The organism is Skermanella sp. TT6 (assembly GCF_016653635.2).
GTDB lineage: Bacteria > Pseudomonadota > Alphaproteobacteria > Azospirillales > Azospirillaceae > Skermanella > Skermanella cutis.
Genome location: NZ_CP067420.1, coordinates 515,846 through 541,126, shown reverse-complemented (window position 1 = coordinate 541,126; position 25,281 = coordinate 515,846). Strand labels below are relative to the sequence as shown.

Annotated in this window: 24 protein-coding genes and 1 tRNA gene; 10 read left to right on the top strand and 15 right to left on the bottom strand. The window is 64.7% G+C overall.

The genetic code is table 11. The features are described 5' to 3' along the window. Positions 1–58: 58 nt before the first annotated feature. Positions 59–955 (bottom strand): CAF17-like 4Fe-4S cluster assembly/insertion protein YgfZ, encoded by an 897-nt coding sequence (ygfZ, locus tag IGS68_RS02550; RefSeq protein WP_201077097.1) that lies wholly within the window; start codon positions 953–955, stop codon positions 59–61. A 122-nt stretch (positions 956–1,077) separates the two neighbouring features. Here ygfZ and IGS68_RS02545 point away from each other — a divergent pair, with 122 nt between their 5' ends. The 4 genes from IGS68_RS02545 to IGS68_RS02530 all read left to right on the top strand — a co-directional run bounded on the left by IGS68_RS02545 (position 1,078) and on the right by IGS68_RS02530 (position 5,092). Then, entirely contained in the window at positions 1,078–2,124 is a 1,047-nt protein-coding gene (locus tag IGS68_RS02545; protein WP_201077096.1) for a glycosyltransferase family 9 protein, read from the top strand. A gap of 4 nt (positions 2,125–2,128) precedes the next feature. Next, entirely contained in the window at positions 2,129–2,515 is a 387-nt protein-coding gene (locus IGS68_RS02540) for a DUF6165 family protein (RefSeq protein WP_201077095.1), read from the top strand. Between the two features lie 20 nt (positions 2,516–2,535). Next, complete coding sequence (locus tag IGS68_RS02535) at positions 2,536–3,585, top strand: glycosyltransferase family 9 protein (protein WP_247881140.1); 1,050 nt, start codon at positions 2,536–2,538, stop codon at positions 3,583–3,585. Positions 3,586–3,655: 70 nt separating this feature from the next. After that, the gene (locus IGS68_RS02530; protein WP_201077094.1) at positions 3,656–5,092 is read left to right on the top strand and encodes a mannose-1-phosphate guanylyltransferase/mannose-6-phosphate isomerase; all 1,437 of its coding nucleotides are present in this window, start codon (positions 3,656–3,658) and stop codon (positions 5,090–5,092) included. A gap of 382 nt (positions 5,093–5,474) precedes the next feature. Here IGS68_RS02530 and IGS68_RS02525 read toward each other — a convergent pair whose 3' ends face one another. The 6 genes from IGS68_RS02525 to IGS68_RS02500 form a co-directional block, all read right to left on the bottom strand. Continuing rightward, on the bottom strand, positions 5,475–6,212 hold the full coding sequence (locus IGS68_RS02525; protein ID WP_201077093.1) for a terminase small subunit: 738 nt from the start codon (positions 6,210–6,212) through the stop codon (positions 5,475–5,477). A 118-nt stretch (positions 6,213–6,330) separates the two neighbouring features. Beyond that, positions 6,331–6,795 carry a cupin domain-containing protein gene (locus IGS68_RS02520; RefSeq protein ID WP_247881139.1) on the bottom strand — a complete coding sequence of 155 codons (465 nt, stop codon included), beginning with the start codon at positions 6,793–6,795 and terminating at the stop codon, positions 6,331–6,333. A gap of 13 nt (positions 6,796–6,808) precedes the next feature. After that, entirely contained in the window at positions 6,809–7,972 is a 1,164-nt protein-coding gene (locus IGS68_RS02515) for an iron-containing alcohol dehydrogenase (RefSeq protein WP_201077091.1), read from the bottom strand. Between the two features lie 178 nt (positions 7,973–8,150). Beyond that, positions 8,151–9,509: an IS66 family transposase gene (gene tnpC / locus IGS68_RS02510; protein ID WP_201077089.1), complete on the bottom strand. Its 1,359-nt coding sequence runs from the start codon at positions 9,507–9,509 to the stop codon at positions 8,151–8,153. Between the two features lie 252 nt (positions 9,510–9,761). Then, on the bottom strand, positions 9,762–11,507 hold the full coding sequence (locus tag IGS68_RS02505; protein WP_201077088.1) for a DGQHR domain-containing protein: 1,746 nt from the start codon (positions 11,505–11,507) through the stop codon (positions 9,762–9,764). After that, positions 11,508–12,437 (bottom strand): DNA-methyltransferase, encoded by a 930-nt coding sequence (locus IGS68_RS02500; protein WP_201077087.1) that lies wholly within the window; start codon positions 12,435–12,437, stop codon positions 11,508–11,510. It lies immediately after the preceding gene. Positions 12,438–12,822: 385 nt separating this feature from the next. Here IGS68_RS02500 and IGS68_RS02495 point away from each other — a divergent pair, with 385 nt between their 5' ends. After that, positions 12,823–13,164: a DUF4258 domain-containing protein gene (locus IGS68_RS02495; RefSeq protein WP_201077086.1), complete on the top strand. Its 342-nt coding sequence runs from the start codon at positions 12,823–12,825 to the stop codon at positions 13,162–13,164. A gap of 4 nt (positions 13,165–13,168) precedes the next feature. Further along, the gene (locus IGS68_RS02490; RefSeq protein ID WP_201077085.1) at positions 13,169–13,933 is read left to right on the top strand and encodes a Shedu anti-phage system protein SduA domain-containing protein; all 765 of its coding nucleotides are present in this window, start codon (positions 13,169–13,171) and stop codon (positions 13,931–13,933) included. A gap of 347 nt (positions 13,934–14,280) precedes the next feature. On the opposite strand, the gene IGS68_RS02485 is transcribed toward IGS68_RS02490, so the two are convergent. The 4 genes from IGS68_RS02485 to IGS68_RS02470 all read right to left on the bottom strand — a co-directional run bounded on the left by IGS68_RS02485 (position 14,281) and on the right by IGS68_RS02470 (position 19,256). Next, on the bottom strand, positions 14,281–14,592 hold the full coding sequence (locus IGS68_RS02485) for a hypothetical protein (RefSeq protein ID WP_201077084.1): 312 nt from the start codon (positions 14,590–14,592) through the stop codon (positions 14,281–14,283). 61 nt (positions 14,593–14,653) lie between these two features. After that, complete coding sequence (locus IGS68_RS02480; RefSeq protein ID WP_201077082.1) at positions 14,654–16,009, bottom strand: HlyD family type I secretion periplasmic adaptor subunit; 1,356 nt, start codon at positions 16,007–16,009, stop codon at positions 14,654–14,656. Positions 16,010–16,259: 250 nt separating this feature from the next. After that, positions 16,260–17,987 carry a type I secretion system permease/ATPase gene (locus IGS68_RS02475; RefSeq protein WP_201077080.1) on the bottom strand — a complete coding sequence of 576 codons (1,728 nt, stop codon included), beginning with the start codon at positions 17,985–17,987 and terminating at the stop codon, positions 16,260–16,262. 93 nt (positions 17,988–18,080) lie between these two features. Further along, positions 18,081–19,256: a calcium-binding protein gene (locus IGS68_RS02470; protein WP_201077078.1), complete on the bottom strand. Its 1,176-nt coding sequence runs from the start codon at positions 19,254–19,256 to the stop codon at positions 18,081–18,083. A 402-nt stretch (positions 19,257–19,658) separates the two neighbouring features. Here IGS68_RS02470 and IGS68_RS02465 point away from each other — a divergent pair, with 402 nt between their 5' ends. Next, positions 19,659–20,099 (top strand): hypothetical protein, encoded by a 441-nt coding sequence (locus tag IGS68_RS02465; protein ID WP_201077076.1) that lies wholly within the window; start codon positions 19,659–19,661, stop codon positions 20,097–20,099. 27 nt (positions 20,100–20,126) lie between these two features. On the opposite strand, the gene IGS68_RS02460 is transcribed toward IGS68_RS02465, so the two are convergent. Continuing rightward, positions 20,127–21,518, bottom strand: a complete 1,392-nt coding sequence (locus tag IGS68_RS02460; protein ID WP_201077074.1) for a right-handed parallel beta-helix repeat-containing protein — start codon at positions 21,516–21,518, stop codon at positions 20,127–20,129. A 168-nt stretch (positions 21,519–21,686) separates the two neighbouring features. Between IGS68_RS02460 and aac(3) the strand changes: the two genes are divergently transcribed. After that, entirely contained in the window at positions 21,687–22,472 is a 786-nt protein-coding gene (gene aac(3) / locus IGS68_RS02455; RefSeq protein ID WP_201077072.1) for an aminoglycoside 3-N-acetyltransferase, read from the top strand. A 27-nt stretch (positions 22,473–22,499) separates the two neighbouring features. On the opposite strand, the gene IGS68_RS02450 is transcribed toward aac(3), so the two are convergent. Further along, on the bottom strand, positions 22,500–22,805 hold the full coding sequence (locus tag IGS68_RS02450; RefSeq protein WP_247881138.1) for a HepT-like ribonuclease domain-containing protein: 306 nt from the start codon (positions 22,803–22,805) through the stop codon (positions 22,500–22,502). Between the two features lie 16 nt (positions 22,806–22,821). Continuing rightward, a complete protein-coding gene (locus tag IGS68_RS02445) occupies positions 22,822–23,130 on the bottom strand; it encodes a nucleotidyltransferase family protein (RefSeq protein WP_228421036.1) in 309 nt (102 codons plus the stop codon). A 614-nt stretch (positions 23,131–23,744) separates the two neighbouring features. Here IGS68_RS02445 and IGS68_RS02440 point away from each other — a divergent pair. Continuing rightward, entirely contained in the window at positions 23,745–24,002 is a 258-nt protein-coding gene (locus IGS68_RS02440; protein WP_201077066.1) for a type II toxin-antitoxin system Phd/YefM family antitoxin, read from the top strand. Positions 24,003–24,024: 22 nt separating this feature from the next. Next, positions 24,025–24,462, top strand: coding sequence for a type II toxin-antitoxin system PemK/MazF family toxin (locus tag IGS68_RS02435; RefSeq protein ID WP_201077064.1), 438 nt, complete (start codon positions 24,025–24,027; stop codon positions 24,460–24,462). Positions 24,463–24,994: 532 nt separating this feature from the next. Here IGS68_RS02435 and IGS68_RS02430 read toward each other — a convergent pair. Next, positions 24,995–25,084 (bottom strand) — tRNA-Ser (locus IGS68_RS02430). Between the last annotated feature and the right edge of the window lie 197 nt (positions 25,085–25,281).

The following is a 25,281-nucleotide window of genomic DNA, read 5'->3' as shown; positions in this document are numbered from 1 at the left end:
TTCAACATGCCGCGTGGGCAACAATTCCACAGTCGTTACGAAATTCCGTTGCGGCGCCTCAGTAGGCCGCCCAGTCCGGCCGGCCCGGGACGATGCGGGTTTCGCCGGCCAGCAGGGGCAGGCCCTCCGCCCGGGCGCGCTCGACCTCCTCCAGCCGGAGCAGGGCCAGGGCGCGGTCGCCGGCGCCGGTCCGCATCTCCCCCGCTTCCTTGTCGCCCAGCATGACGAGGGCGCCGGGCTCCGGCAGGGGGCCTTCGACGGCGACCGGCATCAGGCGCTTGCGGACCAGCCCGCGGTAGCGGGTCCGGGCGGTGAGCTCCTGCCCCATGTAGCAGCCCTTCCGCCAGGAGATCGCGTTGAGCTCGTCGAGGCCGTTCTCCAGCAGGATCGCCTTGTCCACGAGCATGTCGCGGCTGCCGTCGGGAACCCCGAATTCCAGCCGGAGCCGCTCGTAGGCGTCGGGCGCCGCCGGCCGGAACCCCTTGGCCTCCAGCACGGCGGCCTCGGTCCCCCGGGGCAGGATGGCGCGGGCGCCGAGCGCGGGCAGGCGCGGATCGGTGAAGGCGATGCCGTCGCCGAGCGCCGCCGCAGCCCCCGGCTCCGCCGGCAGGCCGAGGGCTTCCAGGACGCCGTCGCCGAACAGGGCGGTGACGGAGAAGCGGGCGCTCCCGTCCTCCAGCGCGACCTTGGAGCGCAGCTTGTACAGCTTCAGCCGGCGCTGGAGGTCGGCCAGCCGCTCCGCCTCGCAGTCCAGCAGCAGCCTGTCCCCGAGGGCGGCGATGAAGAAGTCGTGCAGGAACTTGCCCTGCGGCGTCAGCAGGGCGGAATAGACGGCGCGCGACGGGCCTACGGGGGTGACGTCGTTGGTCACCAGCCCCTGGAGGAAGGCGGTGCGGTCGGCACCGTCGATCGCCAGGATGCCGCGCGGGGCCAGGGTGACGTAGGAAGGATTCATGGCTCGGCTCCACCGGCGGTCGAGGGAAGGGACTATCGCGATCCGAAATCATCACGTATTGACGTGCGGCGCCTTTGGCAAGGTGGCTTCTTGGCGCGGCACGGGGACTTCGGGGGCATGTCTTGCGCATTCTGTTCATCGGCAACAGCCGCATCGGCGACTTCATCCTGTCCAGCGGATTGCTGGCACACCTGATCGAGCGCCACCCCGGATCCCGGATCACCGTCGTGTGCGGGCGCATCGTGGCGCCGCTGCTCGCCGAGACGCCGTGCATCGAGCGCGTCATCGTGATGGAGAAGCGCAAGCACCACCGCCACTGGCTGGACCTGTGGCTGACCACGGTCGGCACCCGCTGGGACCTGGTGGTCGACCTGCGGAACTCCGCCGTGTCGCGGGTGCTGGCGGCGCGCGAGGTGCGCCGGGTCGGCCGGGCGAAGGGAATGCGGCTCCATCGGGTCGAGGAGATCGGCCGCGTCCTGGACCTGGACCCGCCGCCCGATCCCCGGCTGTGGATCGGCGGTGCCGACCACGCCGCCGCAGCCGGGCTGGTGCCCGACGGCCCGCCGGTGCTGGCGCTGGGTCCGGGCTCCACCCACGAGCACAAGCGCTGGCCGTCGGAGCGGTTCGCGGAGCTGGCGCGGCGCCTGACCGGCCCCGACGGCATCCTGCCCGGCGGCAGGGTCGCGGTGATCGGCTCCCCCGCGGAGCGCGCCCAGGCGGAGCCGGTGCTGGCCGCGGTCGAGCCGGACCGCCGGATCGACCTGATGAGCAACACGCCGCTGCTGGTCGCGGCGGCCTGCCTGCAGCGCTGCGCGCTGTATGTGGGCAATGACGGCGGCCAGATGCACCTGTCGGCGGCGGCCGGCGTGCCGACCGTGGGGCTGTTCGGCCCGACCCCGGCCCATCACTACCGCCCCTGGGGACCGCATGCGGACTATGCCCAGGCGCCCGAGCCGTTCGAGACCCTGTCGGCGCGGATCCCGGAGGCGATGCGCGCGGGCGTGTCGCTGATGGGCGGCCTGACGGTGGACGCGGTCGAGGCGACGGTGCGCCGGCTGTGGGACGCGGTCCGGGCCGGGCACCCGTGCCCGAGTGGCGGGCGGGCTCCCGTTGTGCTAGGAAGCGGGCGGAACGATAGTGGCAACTCCCCAGCGGCAACCCAGGACTAACGCGATGGCTATCCTGATTGAAGTGGCTCCCGGCGAGCTGATCGACAAGCTGACGATCCTGGAGATCAAGAAGGCCAACATCGGCGACCCCGCCAAGCTGCGCAACGTCGAGCACGAGTACGACGTGCTGTCGCGCGTGCTGGCGGAGCAGGTGCCGGCGAGCGCGGACCTGACGGCCCTGACCGCCGAGCTGAAGGCGATCAACGAGAGCCTGTGGAAGATCGAGGACGACATCCGCGACCTGGAGCGGGCGCGCGACTTCGGCGCCGCCTTCATCGAGCTGGCCCGCGCCGTCTACCACACCAACGACCGGCGGGCGGCGGTCAAGCGCCGGATCAACGAGCTGCTGGACAGCCCGATCCTGGAAGAGAAATCCTACGCCGCGTACTGAGCGCCGGGCGGGATCGAGCCTTGGTCAAGACCATGCCCCGACGGCCGGACCGGCCGCCCCCCGACAGCGTCGCCGTCTTCAGCTATGAGGAGATCATCGGCGACGGGCTGTACAAGCTGCCCTTCGTGCGGATGGTGCGCGCGGCCTACCCCTCGGCGCGGATCACCTGGATCACGACGCGCAAGACGGTCTATGCCGGCCGGCTCCAGTCGCTGATGGACGGGCTGATCGACGAGTTCCGCCAGGACAGCGGGATCGGCGACAGCTGGTCCGGCCTGCTGAAGCCCCTGCCCTTCCGCGAGCGGTACGGCGTGATCATCGACACCCAGACGACGCTGTGGCGCACCCTGGCGATCCGGCGGATGCCGCACGACCTGTTCGTGTCCGGCGCCCTGGGCTTCCGGCTGTCGGACGCCAAGCCGCCGCCCAGCCAGATCCGCCCGCCGCACATGGTGGACCGGCTGGCCGACCTGCTGAGGCTGGCCGCCGGCTCCGTGCCGAAGCCGGAGGTCGGCCTGCGCCTGCCCGAACCGCTGGTGGCGAAGGCCGGGGCGGCGCTTCCGCCCGGCCCGTGCTATGTCGGCCTGGCGCCCGGCGCCGGCAAGCGGGTCAAGTGCTGGCCGCTGGACCGCTTCGTCGCGGTCGCCCGGGCGCAGGTGGAACGGGGCCGGGTGCCCGTCTTCATCCTGGGACCCGACGAGCTGGAGTGGCTGCCCGGGCTGAAGGAAGCGGTCCCGGCGGCGCTGTTCCCCGAGCAGGACCGGGAGATCTGGGGCGACGAGTTCACGCCGCTGCGCACCATCGCGCTGGCGCGCCGCTTCGCCGCCGCGGTCGCCAACGACAGCGGGGTCAGCCACATGTTCGGCGCCGCCGACATACCTTTGGTTACCCTGTTCGGACCGACGCCGGCGGCCAAGTTCCAGCCGAAGGTGACCTCGGGCGGTGCGATGACGGCGCAAGAGTTCGGGGGAAGCGACATGACCGCTATTCCGGCGCAAGCCGTTATCGAAAGGCTGGACCGTCTTGCGATAAACCCGATCGATCAGGCTTCCTATTCCAAAAACTCCTGAAATCCTCCGGCGTATGCTGCATTGTGTCACGCAGACACGGTGTCAAAACGGACACGGACAAGCTGAGATCATGCCCCCCATCAACAGTGCCCCGACCATCCATCCCGTTCTGCTTTCCGGCGGCTCCGGATCGCGCCTCTGGCCGATCTCCCGCGAAAGCTATCCGAAGCAACTGCTGCCGCTGGTCGGCGAGCGGACCATGCTCCAGGACACCGTGGGCCGCGTCGCGGGCGAGGGTTTCGCGCCGCCGCTGGTGATCTGCAACGACGAGCACCGGTTCGTGATCGCGGAACAGCTCCGCCAGATCGCCGTCACGCCGTCGGCCATCGCGCTGGAGCCGACCGGCCGCAACACCGCCCCCGCGGCGGCCGTGGCGGCGCTGCTCATCGCCGAGCAGGACCCCGACGGGCTGCTTCTGCTGCTGCCGGCCGACCACGTGATCCGCGACACGGAGGCGTTCCACGCCGCCGTGGCCACCGCCGCAAGCGCCGCCGCCGCGGGCAACCTGGTCACCTTCGGCATCACGCCGACCGCGCCGGAGACCGGCTACGGCTATATCCGCCAGGGCGCGGAGCTGACCGGCCACGCGGGCGTGTTCCAGGTCGATGCCTTCGTGGAGAAGCCGGGCATCGGCAAGGCGGCCGACATGCTGGCGGCCGGCGGCCATTTCTGGAACGGCGGCATGTTCCTGTTCTCCGCAGCCAAGCTGCTGGCCGAGCTGGAGAAGTTCGAGCCCGCCATCGTCGCCGCCTGCCGCGAGGCGATCGCCAAGGGCTCGCGCGACCTGGACTTCTTCCGCCTGGACCCGGAAGCCTTCGGCAAGGCCCCGAGCATCTCCATCGACTATGCCGTGATGGAGCGGACCGACGCCGCCGTGGTGGTGCCCGCCACGATCGGCTGGACCGACGTGGGCGCCTGGTCGGCGCTGTGGGACATCGGCGCCAAGGACGAGGACGGCAACGTGTTCGTCGGCGACGTGATGACCGAGGACGCGCGCAACTGCTATGTCCGGTCCGAGGGCGTGCTGACCGCCGTGGTCGGGCTCGACGACGTGGTGGTGGTCGCGACCGACGACGCCATCCTGGTCGCCAGCCGCGACAAGGTGCAGGACATCAAGAAGGTGGTCGAGCGGCTGAAGAAGGAAGGCCGGCCGGAGGCGAAGATCCACAGCCGGGTCCACCGCCCCTGGGGCTTCTACCAGTGCCTGCACGAGGGCGAGCGCTTCCAGGTCAAGCGCCTGACGGTCAAGCCCGGCGCGACGCTGTCGCTGCAGAAGCATTATCACCGGGCGGAGCACTGGGTCGTGGTCAACGGCACCGCGCTGGTCACCCGCGACGCCGAGCAGGTGCTGCTGCGCGAGAACGAGTCGATCTACATCCCGCTGGGCGCCGTCCACCGGCTGGAGAATCCGGGCAAGGTGACGCTGAACCTGATCGAGGTGCAGTCGGGGTCGTACCTGGGCGAGGACGACATCGTCCGCCTGACCGACACTTACGGCCGGGCCTGACCTATGGCTGTCCGGCACGGTGATTGCGTACTGCTTTAAAGGCGCAGCCAAGGGCATTGACGCCCCCTTTTCGTCATAGCCGGACTTGATCCACGGCTGTCTGGCACGTTTGTTGCGTACTGCTCACAAGCCTGAACTCAAGGCGGAGCTACCCCTTTTTCGTCATGGCCGGACTTGATCCGGCCATCGTCTCACAGGTCTCACCGGGGCTCCGTGGCTGGAGATGCCCGGATCAAGTCCGGGCATGACGATAATGGGAAGATGAAGTTTCCTGAGCATCAGCTTGGGGTTGATGAGCAATCGCCGTGCCGGACAGCTGTGGACTTGATCCGGCTATCTCCCTGCACGGCAGCGCGTTCGGAGTCTGCAAGCGATGACCGGGTCAAGCCCGGTCATGACGATCAGAAGAAGGACGCTCCGCCGGAAAAGCGCTCTTCGGTTGCAGAAGCAGGGAGACCGGCATGAGGGCCGCGTGAGAGGTGGCGGCGGCCAGGGTGTCGCCGAAACGGCGGCCCTGTCCGGCGCGAGGGTCACTATGTCGGGTCACTAGCTTCGGCTTCATCCCCGGCTTCGGCGCGGAGGACGGGGGCAAGGCGGGCGCGACGGCTTCGGGGAGGTCGCGGCGGCCATCGCGGCGGTGGTCGTCGTCCTCGGCCGGGTCGAAATCGAGCCGTTCCAGGTCGGCGTCGGGATGGGGCGCCTGGGCTATGAAGTGGTGAGGGATGCGCCTGTCCTGGATGACGCCGCGCAGCTTGAGGCGAAGCTCGACCGCGCGGAAGGCCAGGGACAGGGACTTCTTCTCCATCGCCTCGGAGATGATGGCCTTGACCGTTTCGGCGGCTTCCTCCAGGTCGGCCTGGATACCGGAACTGCGGGACGCCCGGAGCTGGTCGATCCGGATGCGGATCTCCGGCTGGGACATCAGGTAGGCGCTGCGCTGCTTGGCGCCCTTGGGGGAGTAGCCGGCGCGACGCGCGGCTTCCGCCCCGCCGACATTGGCGACCATGGCTTGGCAGAACGCCTCCTGCCGCGGCGTCAGGGTGATGACCGGGACCGGGGCGGCGGAGAGGGCGGCGGAGAGGGCGGCGGAGTTGGCAGTGGCGTGAATGGTCGTCGGCATGGCGCTGGCCTTCGGCGCTGGAGGAGGCATGCCTTGTATTTTATGTTCTTCGCCAGAACATGACAAGAACAAACTCCTCCGCACCGGCCATTGATAGGACTGTCGTCCCGGCCTGCCGTCACTTGTGGATCGGATCGACCCAGGCGACGGTTTCGGGCTGCTCCACCATGGGAATGTCCAGGTTGACGACGACGGCCTCCTGGTCGCTGCGGACCAGGACGCATTCCAGGGGTTCGTCGGCGCTGGCGTTGATCTCCTGGTGGGGGACGAAGGGCGGGACATAGATGAAGTCGCCCGGCCCGGCCTCCGCCGTGTATTCCAGCGCCTCGCCCCAGCGCATGCGGGCGCGCCCGCGCACCACGTAGATGACGCTTTCCAGCTCGCCATGGTGGTGGGCGCCGGTCTTGGCGTCGGGATGGATCGTGACCGTCCCGGCCCACAGCTTCTGCGCCCCGACGCGGGCGTGGTTGATCGCGGCCGCCCGGTTCATGCCGGGGGTCTGAGGCGTGTTGGCGTCGAGCTGGTCGCCGCGCACGACGCGGACGCCGTGCTCCCGCCAGTCGGTCTTTTCCGGATCACCCATGGTTCGCTCCCGTTCAGGTAGCATAGACGTCGCGGTAGAGGCTGACGATCTCCTCCGCAGTCGGCACGCGCGGGTTGTTGGCCGGCGAGCCGGACCCCAGCGCCTGCTCCGCCATCAGGGGCAGGATCGACATGAACCGGCTCTCGTCGATGCCGTAGGCCTGTGGGGTCGGAACCTTGAGGTCGGCATTGAGGGAGATCAGGGCGCCCAGTAGGGCGATGCCGGCCTGCTCGTCGTCGGCATCCGGCGCGCAGGCCCCCATGGCGCGGGCGCAGTCGGCGTAGCGGGCCGTCGCCGTGGGGAGGGAGAAGGCGGTGACCGCCGGCAGCAGCATGGCGTTGGACAGGCCGTGCGGCACATGGAAATGGGCGCCGATCGGGCGGCTCATCCCATGGACCAGGGCGACCGAGGCGTTGCTGAAGGCGATGCCGGCCTGGTTGGCCGCCAGCATCATCCCCTCGCGCGCCTCGCGGTTGTCCGGCTCGAAGCAGGCGGTGCGCAGGTGCTTGGCGACCCGGGCCATGGCGGCCAGAGCCATGCTGTCGGAGAACGGGTTGGCCTTGCGGCTGACATAAGCCTCGATCGCGTGGGTCAGCGTGTCGATGCCGGTGTCGGCGGTCAGGCGGAAGGGACAGGTCAGCGTCAGCTCGTAATCGACGATGGCGCCCTGGGGGATCACGCCGTTGCCGGCGATCAGCATCTTCTCGTCCGTCTCGGTATCGGTGATGACGGTGAACTTGGTCACCTCCGACCCGGTCCCGGCGGTGGTCGGGATGGCGAGCAGGGGCACGCCCTCGTTGGGGATCGGGTTGGGCACCTTGTAGTCGCGCATGCGGCCGGGATTGGCGGCCAGGACGCCCATGGCCTTGGCGGTGTCGATCGGCGAGCCGCCGCCAAGCGCGATCATCCCGTCGAACCCGCCGCCGGAAAGCATGCGGGCGCCGGCATCGACCACGTCGGTGGTGGGATCGGGCACCGTGTCGGCGAACACCTCGAACGGGATGCCGGCCGCCTTCAGCGGATCGGTCAGCCGGGCGATGGCCCCGCTGTCGCGCATGAAGGGATCGGTCACGACCAGCGGGCGCCGGATGCCCAGGCGGCCCAGCATGTCGGCGACCTGGCCGATGGCGCCGCCGCCGATCAGCATCAGCTTGGGCATGGCGATGGTGGCGATCATGTCGTGCGTTCCTCCCGCGACTTTTTGTCCTGTCTGGGGGTAGTTGTACGACGGGGATCGGGGCGGGGCAACCGGCTGTCGGGATGGATGCCAGCAAGATGTGAGGTGATTCACTGCCTGTCTGAGTTCATCCCTGTTTATTTTGTAATTGCTCACGGGGTTGGCGGATCGTGAGCCGTCAGGCGACGGCGAAGGTTCCGCCAATGAGGTCGCGGATGGCGGTCCAGGCGGATTGACCTTGCCGGCGGGCCGTTCCGATCACGGAGCGATAGCCTGCGTGGATGTCCGGTCCCCAGTCGGATCGGAAGCCGTTGGTGACCTTGCGGAAGACCACGGACGGGCGGATTTCCTGCTCGCTGCCGTTGTTGGTCGGCGGCACGCGGCGGTCGGCGAGGAAGACGAAGAACTTGCCCCGCCAGGCCTTGACCAGGCGCTGCAGCTCGCGTCGGGCCGGATGGGCGGCGGGGACGCCGACCAGGGCATCGAGGTCCCGCTCGGCTTTGGCGGCGTAGGCGGCCAGCGTACTGTCCTTCAGGCCCGGTCTTCGTTTGCCGACGCGGATGGCCCAGCGTAGATGATCGCGGATCTTCGGCGCGACCACGGTGTCGCCGCAGTCGATGGCGTACTGCACGTCCCTGAGAACGTGGGCCAGGCAGACTTGGTGGACCCGTCCCAGTTCCTGCTGCCCGGCGTAGCGGTCGGAGATCCACACTTCGGGCCTATGCCCGCCCAGGATCCCGGCGGGCACCGCCCGGCCCCGGCCCGGCGCGATGGTGTGCAGCACGGCTTGCCCGGAATGGAATACCCACTGCCAGTGGGTCACGCCGTTGACCCGCGTCGTGGTCTCGTCCGAGGCGATCACCGGGGCGCCCAGGAGTTTGGCCTTGATCGCCGCGCAGGCCGTGTCGAACGCCACCCCCATGCGGCGCAACGCATTGGCGATGGCCCCCTCGGAGATCGTCAGTCCGAACAACTCCTCCAGCATCCGCGACAGCCGCTCGAAGCCGACATGATGGCTGTGGTGCAGATAGGCCAGCAGCGCCCGGATGCCCGGCCCGAAAGGGGTGCCCGGCGGCATGGCGGCGGGCGGGGCGGCCCGGTAGCGCCGCCCGCAATCGCCGCACCGGCCGCCGAACAGCTCGACCCGCGTCACCACCGGGCGGATCACCGGAAGGTCGATGTGGTCGTAGCGGTGCCGGCACCGCTGGGCGGCCTCGGGCACCGCCGTCCCGCAATGCGGACAGCACTCGGCTAGGCGGCGCTCGGTCCGGTCCGGATCGTCGGCCAGCGGGCGCGACACTCCGGGCCGCGACGGCCGCGGCTTGCGCCGGCGCTTGGCGTCCGCCTTGCGCGACGCACCGCCAGGGCCGTCCTGCGACGGCGGAATGTGCGAATTGGCCGACGTCTTCCGCGGCTTCCCGACCAGCGCTTCCAGTTCGGCGACCCGCGCCGCCAGACGCTCGATCAGTGCCGCCTGCTCGACCAGCAGGGCGTCCTTCTCAGCCTCACTCAGGCGATAGCGCGGCGGTTTCTCCATCCCGAAGTGGACTCATATTCTAGGCCGCAGCGCAACCCTTTTCGCCAACCCCGTGAGCAATTACGTTTATTTTCTACTATTCTGTATTGTAATGGTGCATGCACAAAAGTGTCCGTTTGCGCCATACCAGATAGCAGATCCGAGTGAGTACACATTACTAAGATACTTGACTCTGACTCCAAAACAACAGTAAAAATCCCGGAGTATGTTCTAAGCTTATTTATAGTTATGCAAAATAGCATGGAAATTTTCTTATATCCCAAAATATTCAGTAAATATTTTTTCAGCCATATCATTGTATTGGCTCGATTTGTACAAACTTATATCGAACTCTCCAATGCTTGACAATTTTTCACAATAGTATTCATGATTTCTTGTTAGTTTAGAACGAATTATTCGTCGAAGGCACCCAATTAGCGCATTTATCGTAGTTGGATTCAGAAAGCCGGTACCCTTACCTTTCGTTAAAACCCAGCGTTCTTGCCCGATATTTTTCTTGGCAGCAGAGAAAAACATATTCATCTCGCTGACGCAGAACTGTACATATTCCCCCAGCACAGCTTCATCCTGCTCTAATAACCTCAGCTTGTTTGGGCTGTTCCAGACTGCGAAAAATGAATCGTCTCCAGATGTCTTGATGATATGCTTCAATCCATAACTAACAATTGTTGTTGTCTTTATTTTACCCTTATCATAAAAGTATCGTTCAAAGCGATCAGCGAGTGGCCCATTCCCGTCATTAAGAGAAATTATTACCCTTTTTGCAATTGAATCCAATTCAAACGGACGCAATAGTAGACCTACCTCTTGTTTAACGTCAGATTTAGCATTTGTTTGTGTAGAATTGATTTCTAAGAAAAGATTAGCTTCAAACCTTATCTTCTCCCCGTCGGAAATACCTGGCGGATAGACAATCCCTGTAATCAGCAGATTTTGTTTCCGGCGCAATTTTGCTACGCGTTCCTCATCTTCTCCTCCTTCATAGTAAGAAAAAACTCGATGCTGCCCGTCAATGATACCAATCGAATTGAAGCCCGATGGAAGCTGAAGCTTACCAGAGGTTGTTTTCTTGATTTCAGAAGCGTTAAGAGTATTACCAGCGTTGTCTAAGAACTTTGTATCAGAAGGTAAGGTGACAACAATGTTGTTTACAAATACACGTCCCACATCTTTTAGATATTGCCGAATAGAACAGATTTTTTTCTTGTCTATCATTCTTTGATAAGAAGTAAATCCTGAACGCCAGCCATGTCGTCTCAACACGTATGCTCTTTCGAGAATAGTAATTGGAGCAGCGTAAAAGGATACAACCTTGTAGCCTTCAGCAAAATTAGAGTAGCCCTCCGGCAACACCGAAACGTCTAAATTTATTGGGTTGTCACTAATAGACCGAATCGAATTCTGGCCGACTTGTTGCGCGCGGAATCCTAGAAATTCAAGCAATTCAAACCGTGCTGAACGATGAACCGTATCAGCAACGTTAGTAAAATACCTAACTATGTTCCAATCAAGATACACAAACCTCGGAAACTCTTTTTTGATTTCTTGACTAACTTCATGGTATGAACTGTATACGATTGCAATATAATAATGATCTGGATAATAATCTGACGTATTAAGTTTTTCGTTACCATCAACTTTTTCATTAACAAATTTGATGAACTCGCCTTGGTTATCTAATATTTTACCGAATACGGTTGTTTTTCCCTTTATATGTTTCGAGACGTTTACTTCGATCGTGTACTCACATATGACTAGGATATTTTCATAAAGGAACACATCGTCAAAATCTGACGCGCTATCCAAGAAACGGAATTGCTTCTTAGATAAGGTTGTCAACCTAACAAACCCGCTTTGTTCAAAAATCGTTCGGACGAATTTAAAGTGGCGTCTTTGGATAAGCCCACGCTCACGATCTGCAAGTGACGGTATTTTCTTTGCCTTGATCCGACCAGATCGAGAGGCTCCACTTCCACGCCTTTCTTTCTCATTGGACATTTACTGTTTCCACTCTTCCGGAATGCGCGCGAGTTTTTCAGTTAAGGTGGGCTGCCAGATTGGCTGTCCAAGTTGACGCATCGCCAGCTTTCCGCAATGCAATTGGTTAAGGCGATCTTGGGCGATCCTTAGGAAATTTTCGTCTTTATCGATACCAATTCCGTTTCTCTGGTGTTTGACTGCAGCAAGAACTGTTGCACCAGTGCCAACAAACGGATCAAGAACTACATTGTTTTTCTCAGTGAGGGCAAGCACACAACGTTCTACTAGTTCAATTGGAAATTGACAAGGATGAACTGTTTTCTCAGGATGATTATGCTTGACATTGGGAATATCCCAAACCGGATTGTCAATGAAATCGCGCTCTGCAGAGAACTCCCAGTAATCCGACGGGTTTTTCCCTAAAGGGTTTCCACTGGGAGAACCCGCTTTTGTAGTCTTTGCTTTTGCATGACGCTTTCCAGGGTAGATTTGGGGTACGCGCACAGGATCTAAGTTGAACTTATAATTATCGCTTTTAGTAAACCATAGTATCGTTTCATAACGCCCAGAAAAGCGTCGGTCAGCATTATGGCCAAAATTATACCTCCAAATGATGCGGTTTCGGAGTTTTAGTCCGTGTTTTTTGAAACTATTATAGAAAACAACATCTAGAGGAACGATTTCTCCATTGTTTACATATGTCCCCACTTGCCAACAGATGCTACCATCTGGCGTAACACATCGAGCCACAGCCTCAATTATTTCGTTCTGCCACTCTAGATATTGAGGCATGGTTAATGGATCTTTTTTTTCATAAACCTTACCTATGTTGTAGGGAGGCGACGATACAACCAAATTTATTGTTTCGTGAGGCAAATTCCTTAGCTGGCAAAGCGCATCTCCCTGTAAAAACCTACCGATGGCCACACTACCAAGTTCGTCAATCATGCTATCCAACCGACCAAACTCCTCCAAACCACATATAATTTAAACTTTCCACTTTTTTGCTAAACTTTATACGGCATCTCAACTAAAAAATTGTTAGTGCGTCATTTTACCGCGAAGTAGATTGCCATAATACGAGGCACTGTACCATAAGTTGATAAAACCTCGCTCAAGCAAGCACAGCACAATAGAGCTTGCGGGCCAGTTTGGAAATAGCCGGCCGAACCTCCCGCAACGGTTGACCAATATTCAATCTATAATTGTATACTCGGTGGAGTTGAGAGAAGCTGTCCCGACAAAACCGAGTCTTCTGTTCATTGGGCCATTGCAAGGTCTTCTGTTCATTGGGCCATTGCAAGCTTGCCGCCCTTGAAAATCATAGTAAAGCATGATCGCGCCGTCCCCTTCGAAGGGATGTCCCGATAAGCAGAACATGGGCAGACAGTTTTTGACTGGATCAGCAATGGCGCAGGCAACACAAAAGCCGGGTGACCGGAAGTGCGAAGTCCGCTTCACCAGCAATGCGCTTCACGCCTTGAGGCTGAGGAACATCAGCGAGGCGGATGTGCTGCAGGCCCTGTCGGAGGGTTCCGTAAGTCGGGTGGACGACAAGAGCGGCCATACGGTTCTCCGCATGGGTGATGTTCGTATCGTAACCCAAGGTGATGGCGCTTCGATAACCGTGCTTACGGCGATGCGCACGAGCGAATTTCCCAATCATGCCGAATAGGCTTTTGATCGAGACGAGACTTGATTCTGCCCGCGCAGAAAAAGAGTTAGATGAATACAAGACTTGGCTCAACCAGAATGCCGAGTTTCCGGAGAACAGGGTTGTCACGAAATTGAAGGCGCGCAAGGATCTTTGCTTGTTGATACAACTCGCGGCTGGAAAGGGACAGCCGGACCGGTATAAGTACGAGTTTATGCTTCAGGGTGCCTTTCGAGCCGACCTCGTGGTGGGGTCGTCAAAGTCCAAGCATTTCGTGCTGGTCGAATTCGAGGGCGGATCGCCCAACAGCATCTTCAATCGGAAAAAGGGTTCCGCCCAACTCAAGGATTGGGGAGGTGAGCTTCAGCACGCCTTCAGCCAGGTGTCCGATTGGAGTTGGGCCAAGAACGACAATCAGCACAGTGTTTTGTACAAGAATGCTTTCGGGTCGGACCCTATTTCAGAGACCTATCAGATAGTTTGCGGGCAGCGCAGCTTCCTGGGGCCGACCGACAGCTTTCGGCTGTGCGGGCGAAGCGAGAAGATGACGATAGAGTTGTGCCCGATCAGGTCGATCCGCCCAGGGCAGCCGAACCGATGCGTTGCGCCATGGGCGCAACCTACGATCGACGGAACGCATTACCTCTGCCCTGCATCGAACCGTAGGTTGCGCCCATGGCGCAACACAGCGCATCGCGGTGAGCAAAACGGCAGGCTGCTTGGACCGAAGCGGTTCAACCTGATCGGAAACCGCTCTATCCGCGTACCCGATTCGATTCTGGACGTATGACGACCTGTACACGGAGAGATTTGCGGCACTCGACGTCTGGCGAGCCATCCGAGCCGAGAATTCCGCAGCCCGGGATAGTGGATCGGCGGAGAAAGCCTCCTGAGGGCGACGAGTCAAAGGCGGCGGTCCTCGGCGTGTCGGTATCGTCCCAGCAGGTCGCACGTGGATGCGTGGGTCAAGCCAGCGCATGACGAAGGGGAAGGCACATCATGACGAAGGGGAAGGCACATATAGCCATGAAAACGGTCTCCCGGTCGCCGGGGCAATCCGGCTTCAGGGATTTCGCGATCCACGATCGGATCTTGGAATCCTTCGTGGGGTCGGGAAATTTCCGCAGAGGCCGTGGCCTATGACTGCCCGGTGCCCTGGCGGACGATCCTTTCGGCGTTCTGGAGGGTCATGATGCATTGCCCGCGGTTCGACTCCGCGTGGTAGCTCTGGGCCTCCTGGAGCAGCCTTGCCACCCGCTGGCGGTCCGCCGGTGGAAGGCTTCGGGCGTCCTGGTCGAGCCCGACCCAGGCCGTTGGCTCGCACGACCCGATGGACTGGAACCTGCTTGGCGGCTCCGCGTTCCGGGTCGCGGTGGTCTGAACGGAGTTCTCCTGCGCGCAGGCGCCCAGAAGGACCAATAGCGCGGCGGTCTTGACGAAGACTCTCATATCCTGGATCTCCCCTGATACACGGGGCGCTCAACAGGGTTTTTCGGGTTTCCTCACAGCATCATTCCTCCCGGAACGCAGTGCGGAAAGTGTCCCGGACCGGCTGAAGCAGATATTGCAGCAGGGTCCGCTCGCCGGTCACGATCAGGGTCTCGGCCGGCATGCCGGGCTGAAGGCGGAGGTCGCCCAGCTTCTCCAACTGGTCCGGGGCGGCGGCGACCCGGGCCGTGTAATAGAATTCCCCGGTGCGCTCGTCCTTCAGGGCGTCGGCGGAGACGCGGATCACCCGCGCGTCGATCTGGGGCGTCGTGCGCATCTTGAAGGCCGACAGGACGACCTTCGCCGGCAGCCCGGCATGCACCACGTCGATGTCGCGCGGCCGCACCCTGGCCTCCACCACCAGCCGGTCGTCGAGGGGCACCAGGTCGAGCACCGGCCCGCCCGGCGGCACCACGGCGCCAGGGGCGAAATAGCGCGGATTGAGCACGGTCCCGGCTTCGGGGGCGATGAGGTCGCGGCGCCCTTGGCGGACCCGGGCGGCGGCCAGCTTCTCCCGCACCTCCGCCAGCCGCATCTGGACCTCGCGCAGCTCGGCCGTCACCTCGTTCCGCCGGTCCGCGCGCAGGGACAGGATCTCCATCTCGGCCTGGGCGATCGCTTCGCGGGCCTGGGCGATCCTGTTGGCGAACTCGCCCTGCTCGCCGTCCAGGTCGGCCGCCTGCCGCTGCAGGGCGAGCAGGCGCGGCTTGCGCTCCAGCCCCTTCGCGAACAGCTCCCGCACCCCGACCAGCTCCTCCCCGATCAGGTCGAGCTGGCGCCGTCCCGCCGCCAGCTGGGCCTCGAAGGCGCTGATCTGAGACCGGTACTGGGCGATCCGCTGGCGGGTCACCTCGGTGCGGCTGTCCAGGGAGGCGCGGTAGCTCTCGAAGATGCGTTCCTGCCCGGACAGGATCTCGGCCATGCCGGCGTCGGCGCGCAGCGCCGCGAGGTCCGCCGGGAAGACCAGCGAGTCGGCGCCGTCGCGCTCGGCCAGCAGCCGCGCCTCCTGGGCGGCATGGGCGCGGCGCTGGTCCTCCAGCAGGGTCACGGTGGAGCGGGTCTCCAGGTCGTCCAGGCGCATCAGCACCTGCCCGGCCTCGACCCGGTCGCCGTCGCGCACCAGGATCTCGGCGACGATGCCGCCGTCCAGGTGCTGGATGGTCTTGCGGTTCGTGTCGGCCACGACGATCCCGCCGGCGACCGCGGCGCTCGACAGGGGCGCCAGGGAGGCCCATGCCCCGAAGCCGCCGAACCCGACGACGGCCAGCGCGGCGCCGGCCAGCAGGGCGCGCCGGACCGGCGGAAGGTCCGGGACTGCCGGGAAGACGGCCGGGGGGACCACGGGGAAAGGATCGTTGGCGGGAACGGATGCGGTCATGGCGGTATCCTCGGTTTGCCGCGCGGGGCGGCCTGGGTCCGGTCTGTGGAAGCGCGGGACGGGGCCGGTCGGCCAGTGGTCCCGCACAATGATCTTGATGGGTTCTGCGGAGCGGAGTGGCGTAGGTCGGCCTTCGCCCGTCAGGGCGAACGCCGACACCCTGCGTCAAGGCTCCGGCCACGCCGTCGCCGTCGGCCTTCGGCCGAGGCCGACCTACGGCAAATCGATCGAAACCACTGTGCAGGGCCGGCTAGACGGCGTGGACCTGCCGCTGCTTCAGGTGGTCGATCACCGCGGCGCGCGGGCCGAACAGCTGGAGGCGTCCTTCGGCGAGCACGAGGATGCGTTCCGTCTGGGCCAGCGTGCTGGGCCGGTGGCCGATCACGACCACGGTGGCGCCGCCGCGCTTCAGGGCGGCGATCGCCCGGGTCAGGGCCTCGTCCCCCTCCACGTCCAGGCTGGCGTTCGGCTCGTCGAGCACGACCAGCCGGGGATCGCCGTAGAGGGCGCGGGCCAGGCCGATCCGCTGGCGCTGGCCGCCCGACAGCATCGCGCCGCCGTCGCCGATCTCCGTGTCGTAGCCCTTGGGCAGCCTCAGGATCATGTCGTGGCAGTCAGCGAGCCGGGCGGCGGCCACCACCGCTTCCGGGTCGGGCGCATGCAGGCGGGCGATGTTGTCGGCCACGGTGCCGGCGAACAGCTCGATATCCTGGGGCAGGTAGCCGACATGGCGCCCGATGTCGTCGCGCCGCCAGGCGAAGATCTCGGCGCCGTCCAGCCGGACGCTGCCGGCCGTCGCCGGATGCAGGCCGACCAGCAGGCGGGCCAGGGTGGACTTGCCGGCGGCCGAGGCGCCGATCACCGCCACCGCCTCGCCCGGCCGCGCGTCGAAGCTCACCCCGGACAGGACGGGGCGGTCGGCGCCCGGCGGACGGAACGCCAAGTCCTCGACGGTCAGATGGCCCTTCGGCGCGGGCAGCGGCAGGCCGCGGGGCCGGCGCCGGGGCCGGCCGAAGAAGGTGTCAAGGCGCCGCCGCGCGGCCCGGGCGTTGGATACCTGCTTCCAGCCGCCGATCGCCAGCTCGACCGGCTGGAGCGCGCGGCTCAGGATGATCGATGCCGCGATCATGGCCCCGCCGGTCAGCTCGTGGCGGACGACCAGCCAGGCGCCCAGCGCCAGGATGCCGACCTGGACCATCTGGCGCAGGAACTTGGTGACGTTGAGCAGCAGGGCGCCGGTGCGCGCCGCGGCGGCCTGGTTGGCCAGGGCTTCCCCATGGTCCCGGTCCCAGCGCCGCAGGATGCCGGGCATCAGGTCCATGGCCTCGACCGCCTCGGCATTGCGCAGGGCGGATTCCGCCGTGCGCATCGCCCGGCGGCCCGCGGTGCCGGCCGCCGCCAGCGGCCTGGCGGTCAGGGCGTTGTTGGCGAGCGCCAGGGCCAGCAGCGCCGCCGCCGACGCCACCGCCATGTGGCCCAGGACGGGGTGCAGCAGGTAGATCGCGGCGATGTAGACAGGGACCCAGGGCGCGTCGAACAGGAAGGTCACGCCGCCGGAGAAGAACCCCCGCAGCGCCTCCAGGTCGCGGAGCGCGTCGGCGCGCTCGTTCCGGCCGGCCAGGACGCCGTCGATCGAGCGTTCCAGCGCCGCGGCGCCGAGCCGGCGCTCCAGCCACTCGCCCAGGCCGGACAGGACCCGGGACCGGACATAGTCGAGGCCGCTCATCAGGGCCAGCGCGCCGCCCGCGGCGAGCGTCAGGAAAACCAGGGTGGCGAGGCTGCCGGAGGCGAGGACCCGGTCGAAGACCTGCATCATGTAGAGCGACGAGGTCAGCATCAGGATGTTGATCAGCAGGCTGAACCCGGCGATCCACAGCAGGGGCCGGCGGCACCGCGCGAGGGCGCCGGCCAGCGCGCCGGCCGGCGCAGCGGCCAACTCACCGGCCGGCGGCCCGGCCGGGGGGGCTTCATGTGTCATGGTCAGGCGCTCCAGCGGAGATGTCCCGGACGGGACCGGACCCGGAGATCTTCCAGGCCCGGCAGTCTTTCCCGTTTCCCGTTCGGGCGGGGATCAGGCGATCCAGTGGATGGTGTCGATCCCCTTCTGGAAGTCCGTGATCACGTCGTACTTGTCCACGTAGAAATGGTCGGCGCCGCTGCCGCCGGTCAGCGTGTCCTTGCCCGCGCCGCCGTAGATCTTGTCGTCGCCGTGCCCGCCGCTGATATGGTCGTCGCCCGCGCCGCCCTTCAGGATGTCGTCCTTCGAGCCGCCGGTGAGCCAGTCGTGGCCGTGCCCGCCGTCGGCCGTGACCTTGATGTGGGCGTGGGAGGCGTCCAGCCTGTCGTTGCCCGAGCCGCCGCTGAAGACGGCTTCCTTCAGGCTGGTCCCGGCCATGTTGCCGATCTTCAGCTTGTCGTCGCCGCCGCCGCCGTTGACCTCCAGCTTCTCGATGTTCTTGTCGGTCAGCTTGAACGGCACCAGGTTGACGCGGTCGAACACGAAGCCGGAGCCGTTGGCCTTGACCACGAACTCGTCGCCGGCGGCGTTGGCGCCGTTGACCACCTGGGTGTCGTAGCCGGAGCCGCCGTCGTTGAAGTCGGACCCGTCGCCGTTGTTCCAGACGATGGTGTCGTTGCCGTGGCCGCCATTGTGCTTGTCGGTGCCCCGGCCGCCGACCAGCACGTCGTTGCCGCCGTCGCCGTTCAGCACGTCGTCGGCGGAGCCGCCGAGCATCGTGTCGTTGCCCGAGCCGCCGTTCGCCTTGACGGGGATGTTGGTGGCGCTGGCATCCAGGAAATCGTCGCCGTGGCCGCCGTTGAACAGGACCTCCTTGAGGCTGGTACCGGTCATGTCGCCGATCTTCAGCGTGTCGTGGCCGCCGCCGCCGTTCACTTCCAGCTTCTCGATGTTCTTGTCGGTCAGCTTGAAGGGCACCAGGTTGACGCGGTCGAACACGAAGCCGGAGTCGTTGGCCTTGACCACGAACTGGTCGCCGTCGGTGACCGAGCCGTTGACGATCTGGGTGTCGTAGCCCGAGCCGCCGTCGTTGAAGTCGGACCCGTCGCCGTTGTTCCAGACGATCTTGTCGTTGCCGTGGCCGCCATTGTGCTTGTCGGTGCCCCGGTTGCCGATCAGGGTGTCGTTGCCGCCCTTGCCGTTCAGGATGTCTTCGCCGTCCAGGCCGACGATGACGTCGTTGCCGTTGGTGCCGTCGAGGATGTCGTTGCCGTTGGTGGGATTGGCCATGTGTGGTCCCCTTGGTACAGGCCCGCGTCGGGGCCGGTGTTGAAATCTGGGGCGCCTGGCTCGGGCCTCTTCCGGCCGGTCCAGGATCCCGGTTCCCGCAATCTCGATCCGGAGCGTTGCGGACGGCCAAAGTGATAGCCCAAGGATTTGTCCTGGATATTTCAGGAGACCGGGATTTATGTTTCAATTGTATCGGCGAACACTGGAACATCTCTCGAAAGATATCGGATATGTTCCGTGGCGCAGGCCGGTATTCCTTCAGGGCTCGTGGTCCCCGGTACCCGGTCCCGCACCGCCGCCGGCCGCGGCAGAAGCGTTAATCCGGGCGGACCGCGCAAGGTCGGGGGCCGGCGCCTGTTGGCCGACCCGGAGCGCGGAAGCCAGATCCGAGGAGGGATGTCGATGACTGCTTATCGGGAGAACCGGGAGACCCGGCCGGTGCCGTGGCGGCACGCCGACGGGACGGGCGAGCGGCTGGCCCGGGGGCTGGGCTGGTTCAGCCTGGCGCTGGGGATGGCGCAGATCGCGGCACCCGCGGGGATGGCGCGGCTGATCGGGGTGCCCGACGGGGAGGAGAGCCTGGCGGCGATGCGGGCGGTCGGTGTGCGGGAGATCGCCAGCGAGATCGGCATCCTGGCGACCCGCCGGCCGGCCCGCGCCGATTGGGTCTGGGCCCGGGTCGGCGGCGACGCGATCGACCTGGCGCTGCTGGGCAGGGCCTGGGCCTCGGACCGCTCCGACGCGGAAAGGGTGGCCGCGGCCACCGCGGCGGTGGCGGGCGTCATGGCCCTGGACCTGCTGTGCGGCCGCCGCCTGGACGATCCGGACGGCCGCCGCCGATAGGCCGCGCGGGCGGGAGCGGCCCCCGCCCTACTCCAGCGCGCCCAGCGAGGGCATCTTCGCGCGCGCCTCGCCGACGGCGTCGAACAGCGTCCTGGTCAGGCCGCTGGCGTTGCCCAGCGCCGGGCTGCGGGCGGTCAGGGCATAGCGCGAGCGGGCGTCGTCCAGGCCGGCCAGGCCCTCGTAGCTCGGGTTCCGCACGATGTTGGCGACGTCGTACCGGCTGACCGGCACGTCGAATTTCTGCGGGAAGGTCGGCAGGCCGTTGCGCTCGTACTGCTTGAACAGCCCCGCCCACAGCTGCGGGCCGACGCTGAAGCTGCCCACGTTGCCGTCGTTCCAGGCATACATCATGGGGGTGGGCGCGGTGTGGATGACCAGGTTGTCGCTGATCGTGATCTGCTGGTTGCCGCTCCGCCCGCCGGCGGCGTTGTTGCCGTAGGTCAGGCGGAAGGCGGTGTAGGGCGAGGCGCCGACGATGGTGTTGTGATAGATCGCGCCGCGCACCACGCCCCGGACCTCGATGGCGGAATCGTCGTAGTCGGCGATGATGTTGTTGCGCGCGATCTGGTCCACGCCTTCCTGCGAGGCGAAATCCGGGTCGAAATACTGCCCGCCGCTGTTGCCGCCCAGCATGAGCGCCGAATTGCCCCGGATGCCGCTGATCAGGTTGCCCTCGATCAGGACCTGGGAGGAGCCGCCCTTGAAGAAGATGCCGGAATTGCCCTGGGTCGGGTTGTGGATCCAGTTGTTCCGGACCACGGCGGTGCGCACGCCGACACCGTCCACGACGGCGTTGTTGATCGGCTGCTGAAGGTCGGAGTCCTCGATATAGACGTTCTCGACGTCGGCCCTGATCTGGTTGTTCCGGTTGATCTTGATCGCCGCGCCGGCACCCGTCTTCAGCGAATGGATCTTCATGCCGCGCACGATGATGTTGCGGATCGATCCCTGCCACGGGGAGATATGGATGTTGTCGCCCAGGCCGTTGACGATCTCCAGCCCCTCGACCACGATGTTGGACGCGGTGATCTGGAACGACCCCGTGTTGTTCAGGTCGAGCGTCGGCGTCGCCCCCGCCGCGGCGCGCACGGTGATCCACTGCGACGGCGTGCCGGAGTTGAGGATGACGAAGCCCCTCGAGGCCTTGTGGACTCCCTCGTGGATCTCGACCACGTCGCCGGGCTTGGCGCGGTTCAGCGCGTCCTGGAGCGACTGCCCGCTGCGGACCGGGATGGTTCTGGCCCCGGTGCCCTGGGGTTCCGGCGTCCGGAACCAGGCGGGGTCCACGGTGTTGGCCTGTGCTTGGGCCTGAGCCTGTGTTTGCGCCTGCGTCTGGGCCCATGCGGGACCGGCGGCCTGGATGGCGCAGGTCATCGACGCGGCGGCGACAAGCAGCGTAAGGCGGGATCTGGTTTTCATGGAATGGCGCCTGCACCCTCGATCAGCGGTGCCCGGGTTCTAAGCAGTTTTGTGGAGCATTAATGGGTCATTTCGCTATTACAAGTTTCGTCCCGGATAGGACAAAATAGGGCAGCAAAGGGCGAAAACGGCATGACCCTGGAATTGCCTTTCCGGACAAGGACTTCGTTGCGCGACGATATCGAGCGTCTGGGCATCCGCCCCGGCGACGCCGTCATGGTCCACGCCGCCATGAGCCGCGTCGGGCGGCTGCTGAACGGCCCCGACGCGCTGATCGGCGCCTTGCTCGACGCGGTCGGCGGCGCGGGCGGCCCGGGCGGAACCATCCTCGCCTATACCGATTGGGACGCCCGGTACGACGAATTGCTGGACCGGGACGGCCGCGTCCCCAGGGCTTGGCGCCCCCACGTGCCCCCCTTCGACCCCCTGGCCTCGCGGGCGGCGCGGGACAACGGCATCCTGGCGGAGTTCGTCCGGACCTATCCCGGCAGCCGGCGGAGCGGCAACCCCGGGGCATCCGTCGCCGCCGTCGGCGCGCGGACTGCGTGGTTCACCGCCGACCATCCGCTCGACTACGGCTACGGCGAGGGATCGCCCCTGGCGAAGCTGGTCGCCGCGCGCGGCAAGGTGCTGATGGTCGGAGCACCTCTGGACACCATGACCCTGCTGCACCATGCCGAGCATCTGGCGCGCCTCCCGGGCAAGCGCGTCCGCCGGCAGGAGGTCCCGTTCGCCACCCCGGCCGGGACCGTGTGGCGCATGGTGGAGGAGTTCGAAACCGCCGATCCGGTCGTCCCCGGCCTGAAGGAGGATTACTTCGGCACCGTCGTGGAGGAGTTCCTGGCGGCCGGCCGGGGTGCCCGGGGGCTGGTCGGGGACGCGCCCGCGGCGCTGGTGGACGCGGCGGCGATCACGGATTTCGCGGTCGGGTGGCTGGAGCGGCGGGTCGGCTGAGGGGGCGGCGAATGTCGCGGGCGCTCATCATTCATTTTCCGTCAGGGAATCCAGGAGTGAGATCAGCGGCGGAAGCTCCTCGGTCACAGTTCTCCAGACGATATTACGGTCGACGTCGAAATACGCGTGGACCAATCGGTTCCGCATGGCGACGATCGATGCCCATGGTACGGCGGGAGCTGCGGCGCGTGTTTCAGGGGAGACCCGCGAGGCGGCCTCCCCGACAACCTCGACGGCACGGAGCAAGGCGAACAATAGCATCTCGTCGTTGTCGAGATCCTCGCGCCGGCGCCCGGTGACGAAGCGCAAGGCCGTGTTCGCCGCCTCGATCATGTGCAGGATGCGGATCCTATCCTCCGGCGGCATACTGCACCTCGGCCGCCTGCACCACGGCGTTGCGGAAATGGTGGCTCAGCTCCTCAGGGGTGCGGAGGTCCACGGGCCGCCCATCCGCCAGGGCGGAAAGCCGGGCCTGGAGTTCGCCCAGCGCCAGATAGCCCGGTTCCCGCCCTGGCGCGAATTCCACCAGCAAATCGATGTCGCTGTCCGGCCGCGCGGTCCCTTTCAGGGTGGAGCCGAACAGGGAAAGCCGGCGGACATGGAAGCGTCGGCACAGCGCCTCAAGGGCGGCGCGGTCGGAAAACAGGCGGCCCGGCACAGCATCTCCTCCTCTTTCCCGGAGCAATCCGCCCGGTGACCGATAGCCCATTTTGCAACGAGCCCGGCTTCCTCTGCTCGGTGGACGAGAGCGGACTGGCTCATCCGACGAGTTCCCATCTCGGCACCCACGGCAAAACGCGCACCCGGAGAATACACTTTCCCGACGCTCATGGCTGCGGCCACGACGGGCGGCCTGACGGGCACTGTATATGACACCTCGATATGGCACCACTTCACATGCTGTCGCTTCACCCGCCGGTCGCTCCCGTAGACGATGCCCTGCATCGCGTTCAGTATGGGCTGCGGCGGCGCCTTGCCCCTTCGTGGTGCCATTCCTGTTCCTGCCCTGGTATCGCCGGATCGGGTCCGGAGCGCCGTTTACCGGATCGGCGGCTTTTGGTCTGATGGAACACTTCTTCGAAGACACCGTCGAGGTCGCTTCAGGTTCTCGGCAGCGCGGTACAATGGGTATCCGAGCAGAGGTGGAGAGGCGGGAACCGGCTTCGAGCATTCGCCGCTTGGCAAGGCGGGGCTCAGCGGCCAGTCTCTGGTCTTCCTCGTTGACGCATCCGCCGATGTTCCGTATCTTCCGTAAGATTTAGGAGATAGCCTATGTCCCACTCCGTCACTGCGGGCGATGTCCAGAAGAACTTCGGCCGTTATCAGGATCAGGCGCTGGTCGAACCGGTGATCGTGACCAAGTACGGCCGTCCCAGCGTGGTGATCCTGTCGGCCGGCGAATACGAACGCCTGAGGCGGCTCGACCGACAGGCACTGGCGGTCGCCGAACTCAGTGAAGACGATATCGCGGCGATCGAAACGGCGCGCATTCCGGACGAGCACCGGTACCGCAGCGACGACCTGCCGTGATCTCCCGTCCGTGAACGCATAGATGCCGCTGCCGGCTCCAGCGCCCGGTCTCGTCATCCGCTACGCCTATCTTTGGCGGCACGAGCACCATCGCGGTCAGGAGGAAGGAGTGAAGAACCGCCCCTGCGCCATCGTGCTGACGGCGCGGCAACAGGATGGCGACCTGGTGGTGACGGTGGTCCCGGTCACGCATCGGCCGCCGACCGATTCTGCCACCGCCGTGCTTCTGCCGATGAAGGTCAAACGGCACCTTGGTCTCGATGCCGAGGCGTCATGGATCATCGCCGACGAGGTGAACCGCTTCGTCTGGCCAGGACCGGACCTGCGTCCAGTCTCGCCGGCCCGTCCCGACCGCTTCGACTACGGATTCCTGCCGGAGGATGTGTTCGAGACGCTGCGCCGCAGGATCGTCGAAATCCACCGTTCACGGCGCCTGACCATCATTGTGCGTTCAACCTGAACCGGTCCTTGTCGGGGGGCTAACGCTTGCAGCTTCAATAATGTGAGCTTGATCATCGGGTGAATGGCTGAAGCTGGCCGACGCGGCGGCGGTGCTGAACGACGACTTCACGATGAGCGCCGGCCTGACTCAGGAGAAGCCGGCCTGGAAGGTTATGGCTGTAAGCGTCACGTGGGCATCAAGCGGCGGATACAGTTCGAACGCACTCGGCTCGCGTGGGAAGTTCCAGAGCCGGAATATGCACCATTCCAAACGACGCTCGTCAGCGACAGCCAGTTCGTTCCGGGTCAGGCCCTCCGGTCGGCTGCGCCCTTCCCTACGGGCCTGACCCGGAACTGGTGCTCCTACACCACTGCCTGGGACACGATCACAGTTTCCGGGATTATGGCGCGATATCCGCTCCGCCCGTCAATGGTTCGCCGTTGTCCATGTCAAATCGCCCACAGCCGCGTTGTGATATGGGGCTAAATGAGGGGATGAAACCTGATCCGCTCAAAAACTCGTTTCGAAACAGCGGCTTACCCAATGCGAATGGCGGATGGGGTGGGATTCGAACCCACGGTGAGCTTGCACCCACGGCGGTTTTCAAGACCGCTGCCTTAAACCGCTCGGCCACCCATCCGGCAGGGGTTGAGTAGCCCAGGTGGCGGGCGGGTTCAAGTGCGGCTTGGAGGGCGGGGGTCCGGGCGAACGGGCGGACGAAAAAAAGGCCCCGCAGCGGATGACGCGCGGGGCCCAAGTCTTAGGGAGGAAACGCAACCATGTGCGTGATCCCAGTTCTAGGTTAGAATCCTTTCAATTTCGTTAACCATAAACCGC

Excerpts from the sequence above, each read along its gene's own strand:
- ygfZ (WP_201077097.1), bottom strand. The coding sequence starts at position 955 with ATGAATCCTTCCTACGTCACCCTGGCCCCGCGCGGCATCCTGGCGATC.
- IGS68_RS02540 (WP_201077095.1), top strand. The coding sequence starts at position 2,129 with ATGGCTATCCTGATTGAAGTGGCTCCCGGCGAGCTGATCGACAAGCTG.
- IGS68_RS02530 (WP_201077094.1), top strand. The coding sequence starts at position 3,656 with ATGCCCCCCATCAACAGTGCCCCGACCATCCATCCCGTTCTGCTTTCC.
- IGS68_RS02525 (WP_201077093.1), bottom strand. The coding sequence starts at position 6,212 with ATGCCGACGACCATTCACGCCACTGCCAACTCCGCCGCCCTCTCCGCC.
- IGS68_RS02520 (WP_247881139.1), bottom strand. The coding sequence starts at position 6,795 with ATGGGTGATCCGGAAAAGACCGACTGGCGGGAGCACGGCGTCCGCGTC.
- IGS68_RS02515 (WP_201077091.1), bottom strand. The coding sequence starts at position 7,972 with ATGATCGCCACCATCGCCATGCCCAAGCTGATGCTGATCGGCGGCGGC.
- tnpC (WP_201077089.1), bottom strand. The coding sequence starts at position 9,509 with ATGGAGAAACCGCCGCGCTATCGCCTGAGTGAGGCTGAGAAGGACGCC.
- IGS68_RS02505 (WP_201077088.1), bottom strand. The coding sequence starts at position 11,507 with ATGTCCAATGAGAAAGAAAGGCGTGGAAGTGGAGCCTCTCGATCTGGT.
- IGS68_RS02500 (WP_201077087.1), bottom strand. The coding sequence starts at position 12,437 with ATGATTGACGAACTTGGTAGTGTGGCCATCGGTAGGTTTTTACAGGGA.
- IGS68_RS02495 (WP_201077086.1), top strand. The coding sequence starts at position 12,823 with ATGATCGCGCCGTCCCCTTCGAAGGGATGTCCCGATAAGCAGAACATG.
- IGS68_RS02485 (WP_201077084.1), bottom strand. The coding sequence starts at position 14,592 with ATGAGAGTCTTCGTCAAGACCGCCGCGCTATTGGTCCTTCTGGGCGCC.
- IGS68_RS02480 (WP_201077082.1), bottom strand. The coding sequence starts at position 16,009 with ATGACCGCATCCGTTCCCGCCAACGATCCTTTCCCCGTGGTCCCCCCG.
- IGS68_RS02475 (WP_201077080.1), bottom strand. The coding sequence starts at position 17,987 with ATGACACATGAAGCCCCCCCGGCCGGGCCGCCGGCCGGTGAGTTGGCC.
- IGS68_RS02470 (WP_201077078.1), bottom strand. The coding sequence starts at position 19,256 with ATGGCCAATCCCACCAACGGCAACGACATCCTCGACGGCACCAACGGC.
- IGS68_RS02465 (WP_201077076.1), top strand. The coding sequence starts at position 19,659 with ATGACTGCTTATCGGGAGAACCGGGAGACCCGGCCGGTGCCGTGGCGG.
- IGS68_RS02460 (WP_201077074.1), bottom strand. The coding sequence starts at position 21,518 with ATGAAAACCAGATCCCGCCTTACGCTGCTTGTCGCCGCCGCGTCGATG.
- IGS68_RS02450 (WP_247881138.1), bottom strand. The coding sequence starts at position 22,805 with ATGATCGAGGCGGCGAACACGGCCTTGCGCTTCGTCACCGGGCGCCGG.
- IGS68_RS02440 (WP_201077066.1), top strand. The coding sequence starts at position 23,745 with ATGTCCCACTCCGTCACTGCGGGCGATGTCCAGAAGAACTTCGGCCGT.
- IGS68_RS02435 (WP_201077064.1), top strand. The coding sequence starts at position 24,025 with ATGCCGCTGCCGGCTCCAGCGCCCGGTCTCGTCATCCGCTACGCCTAT.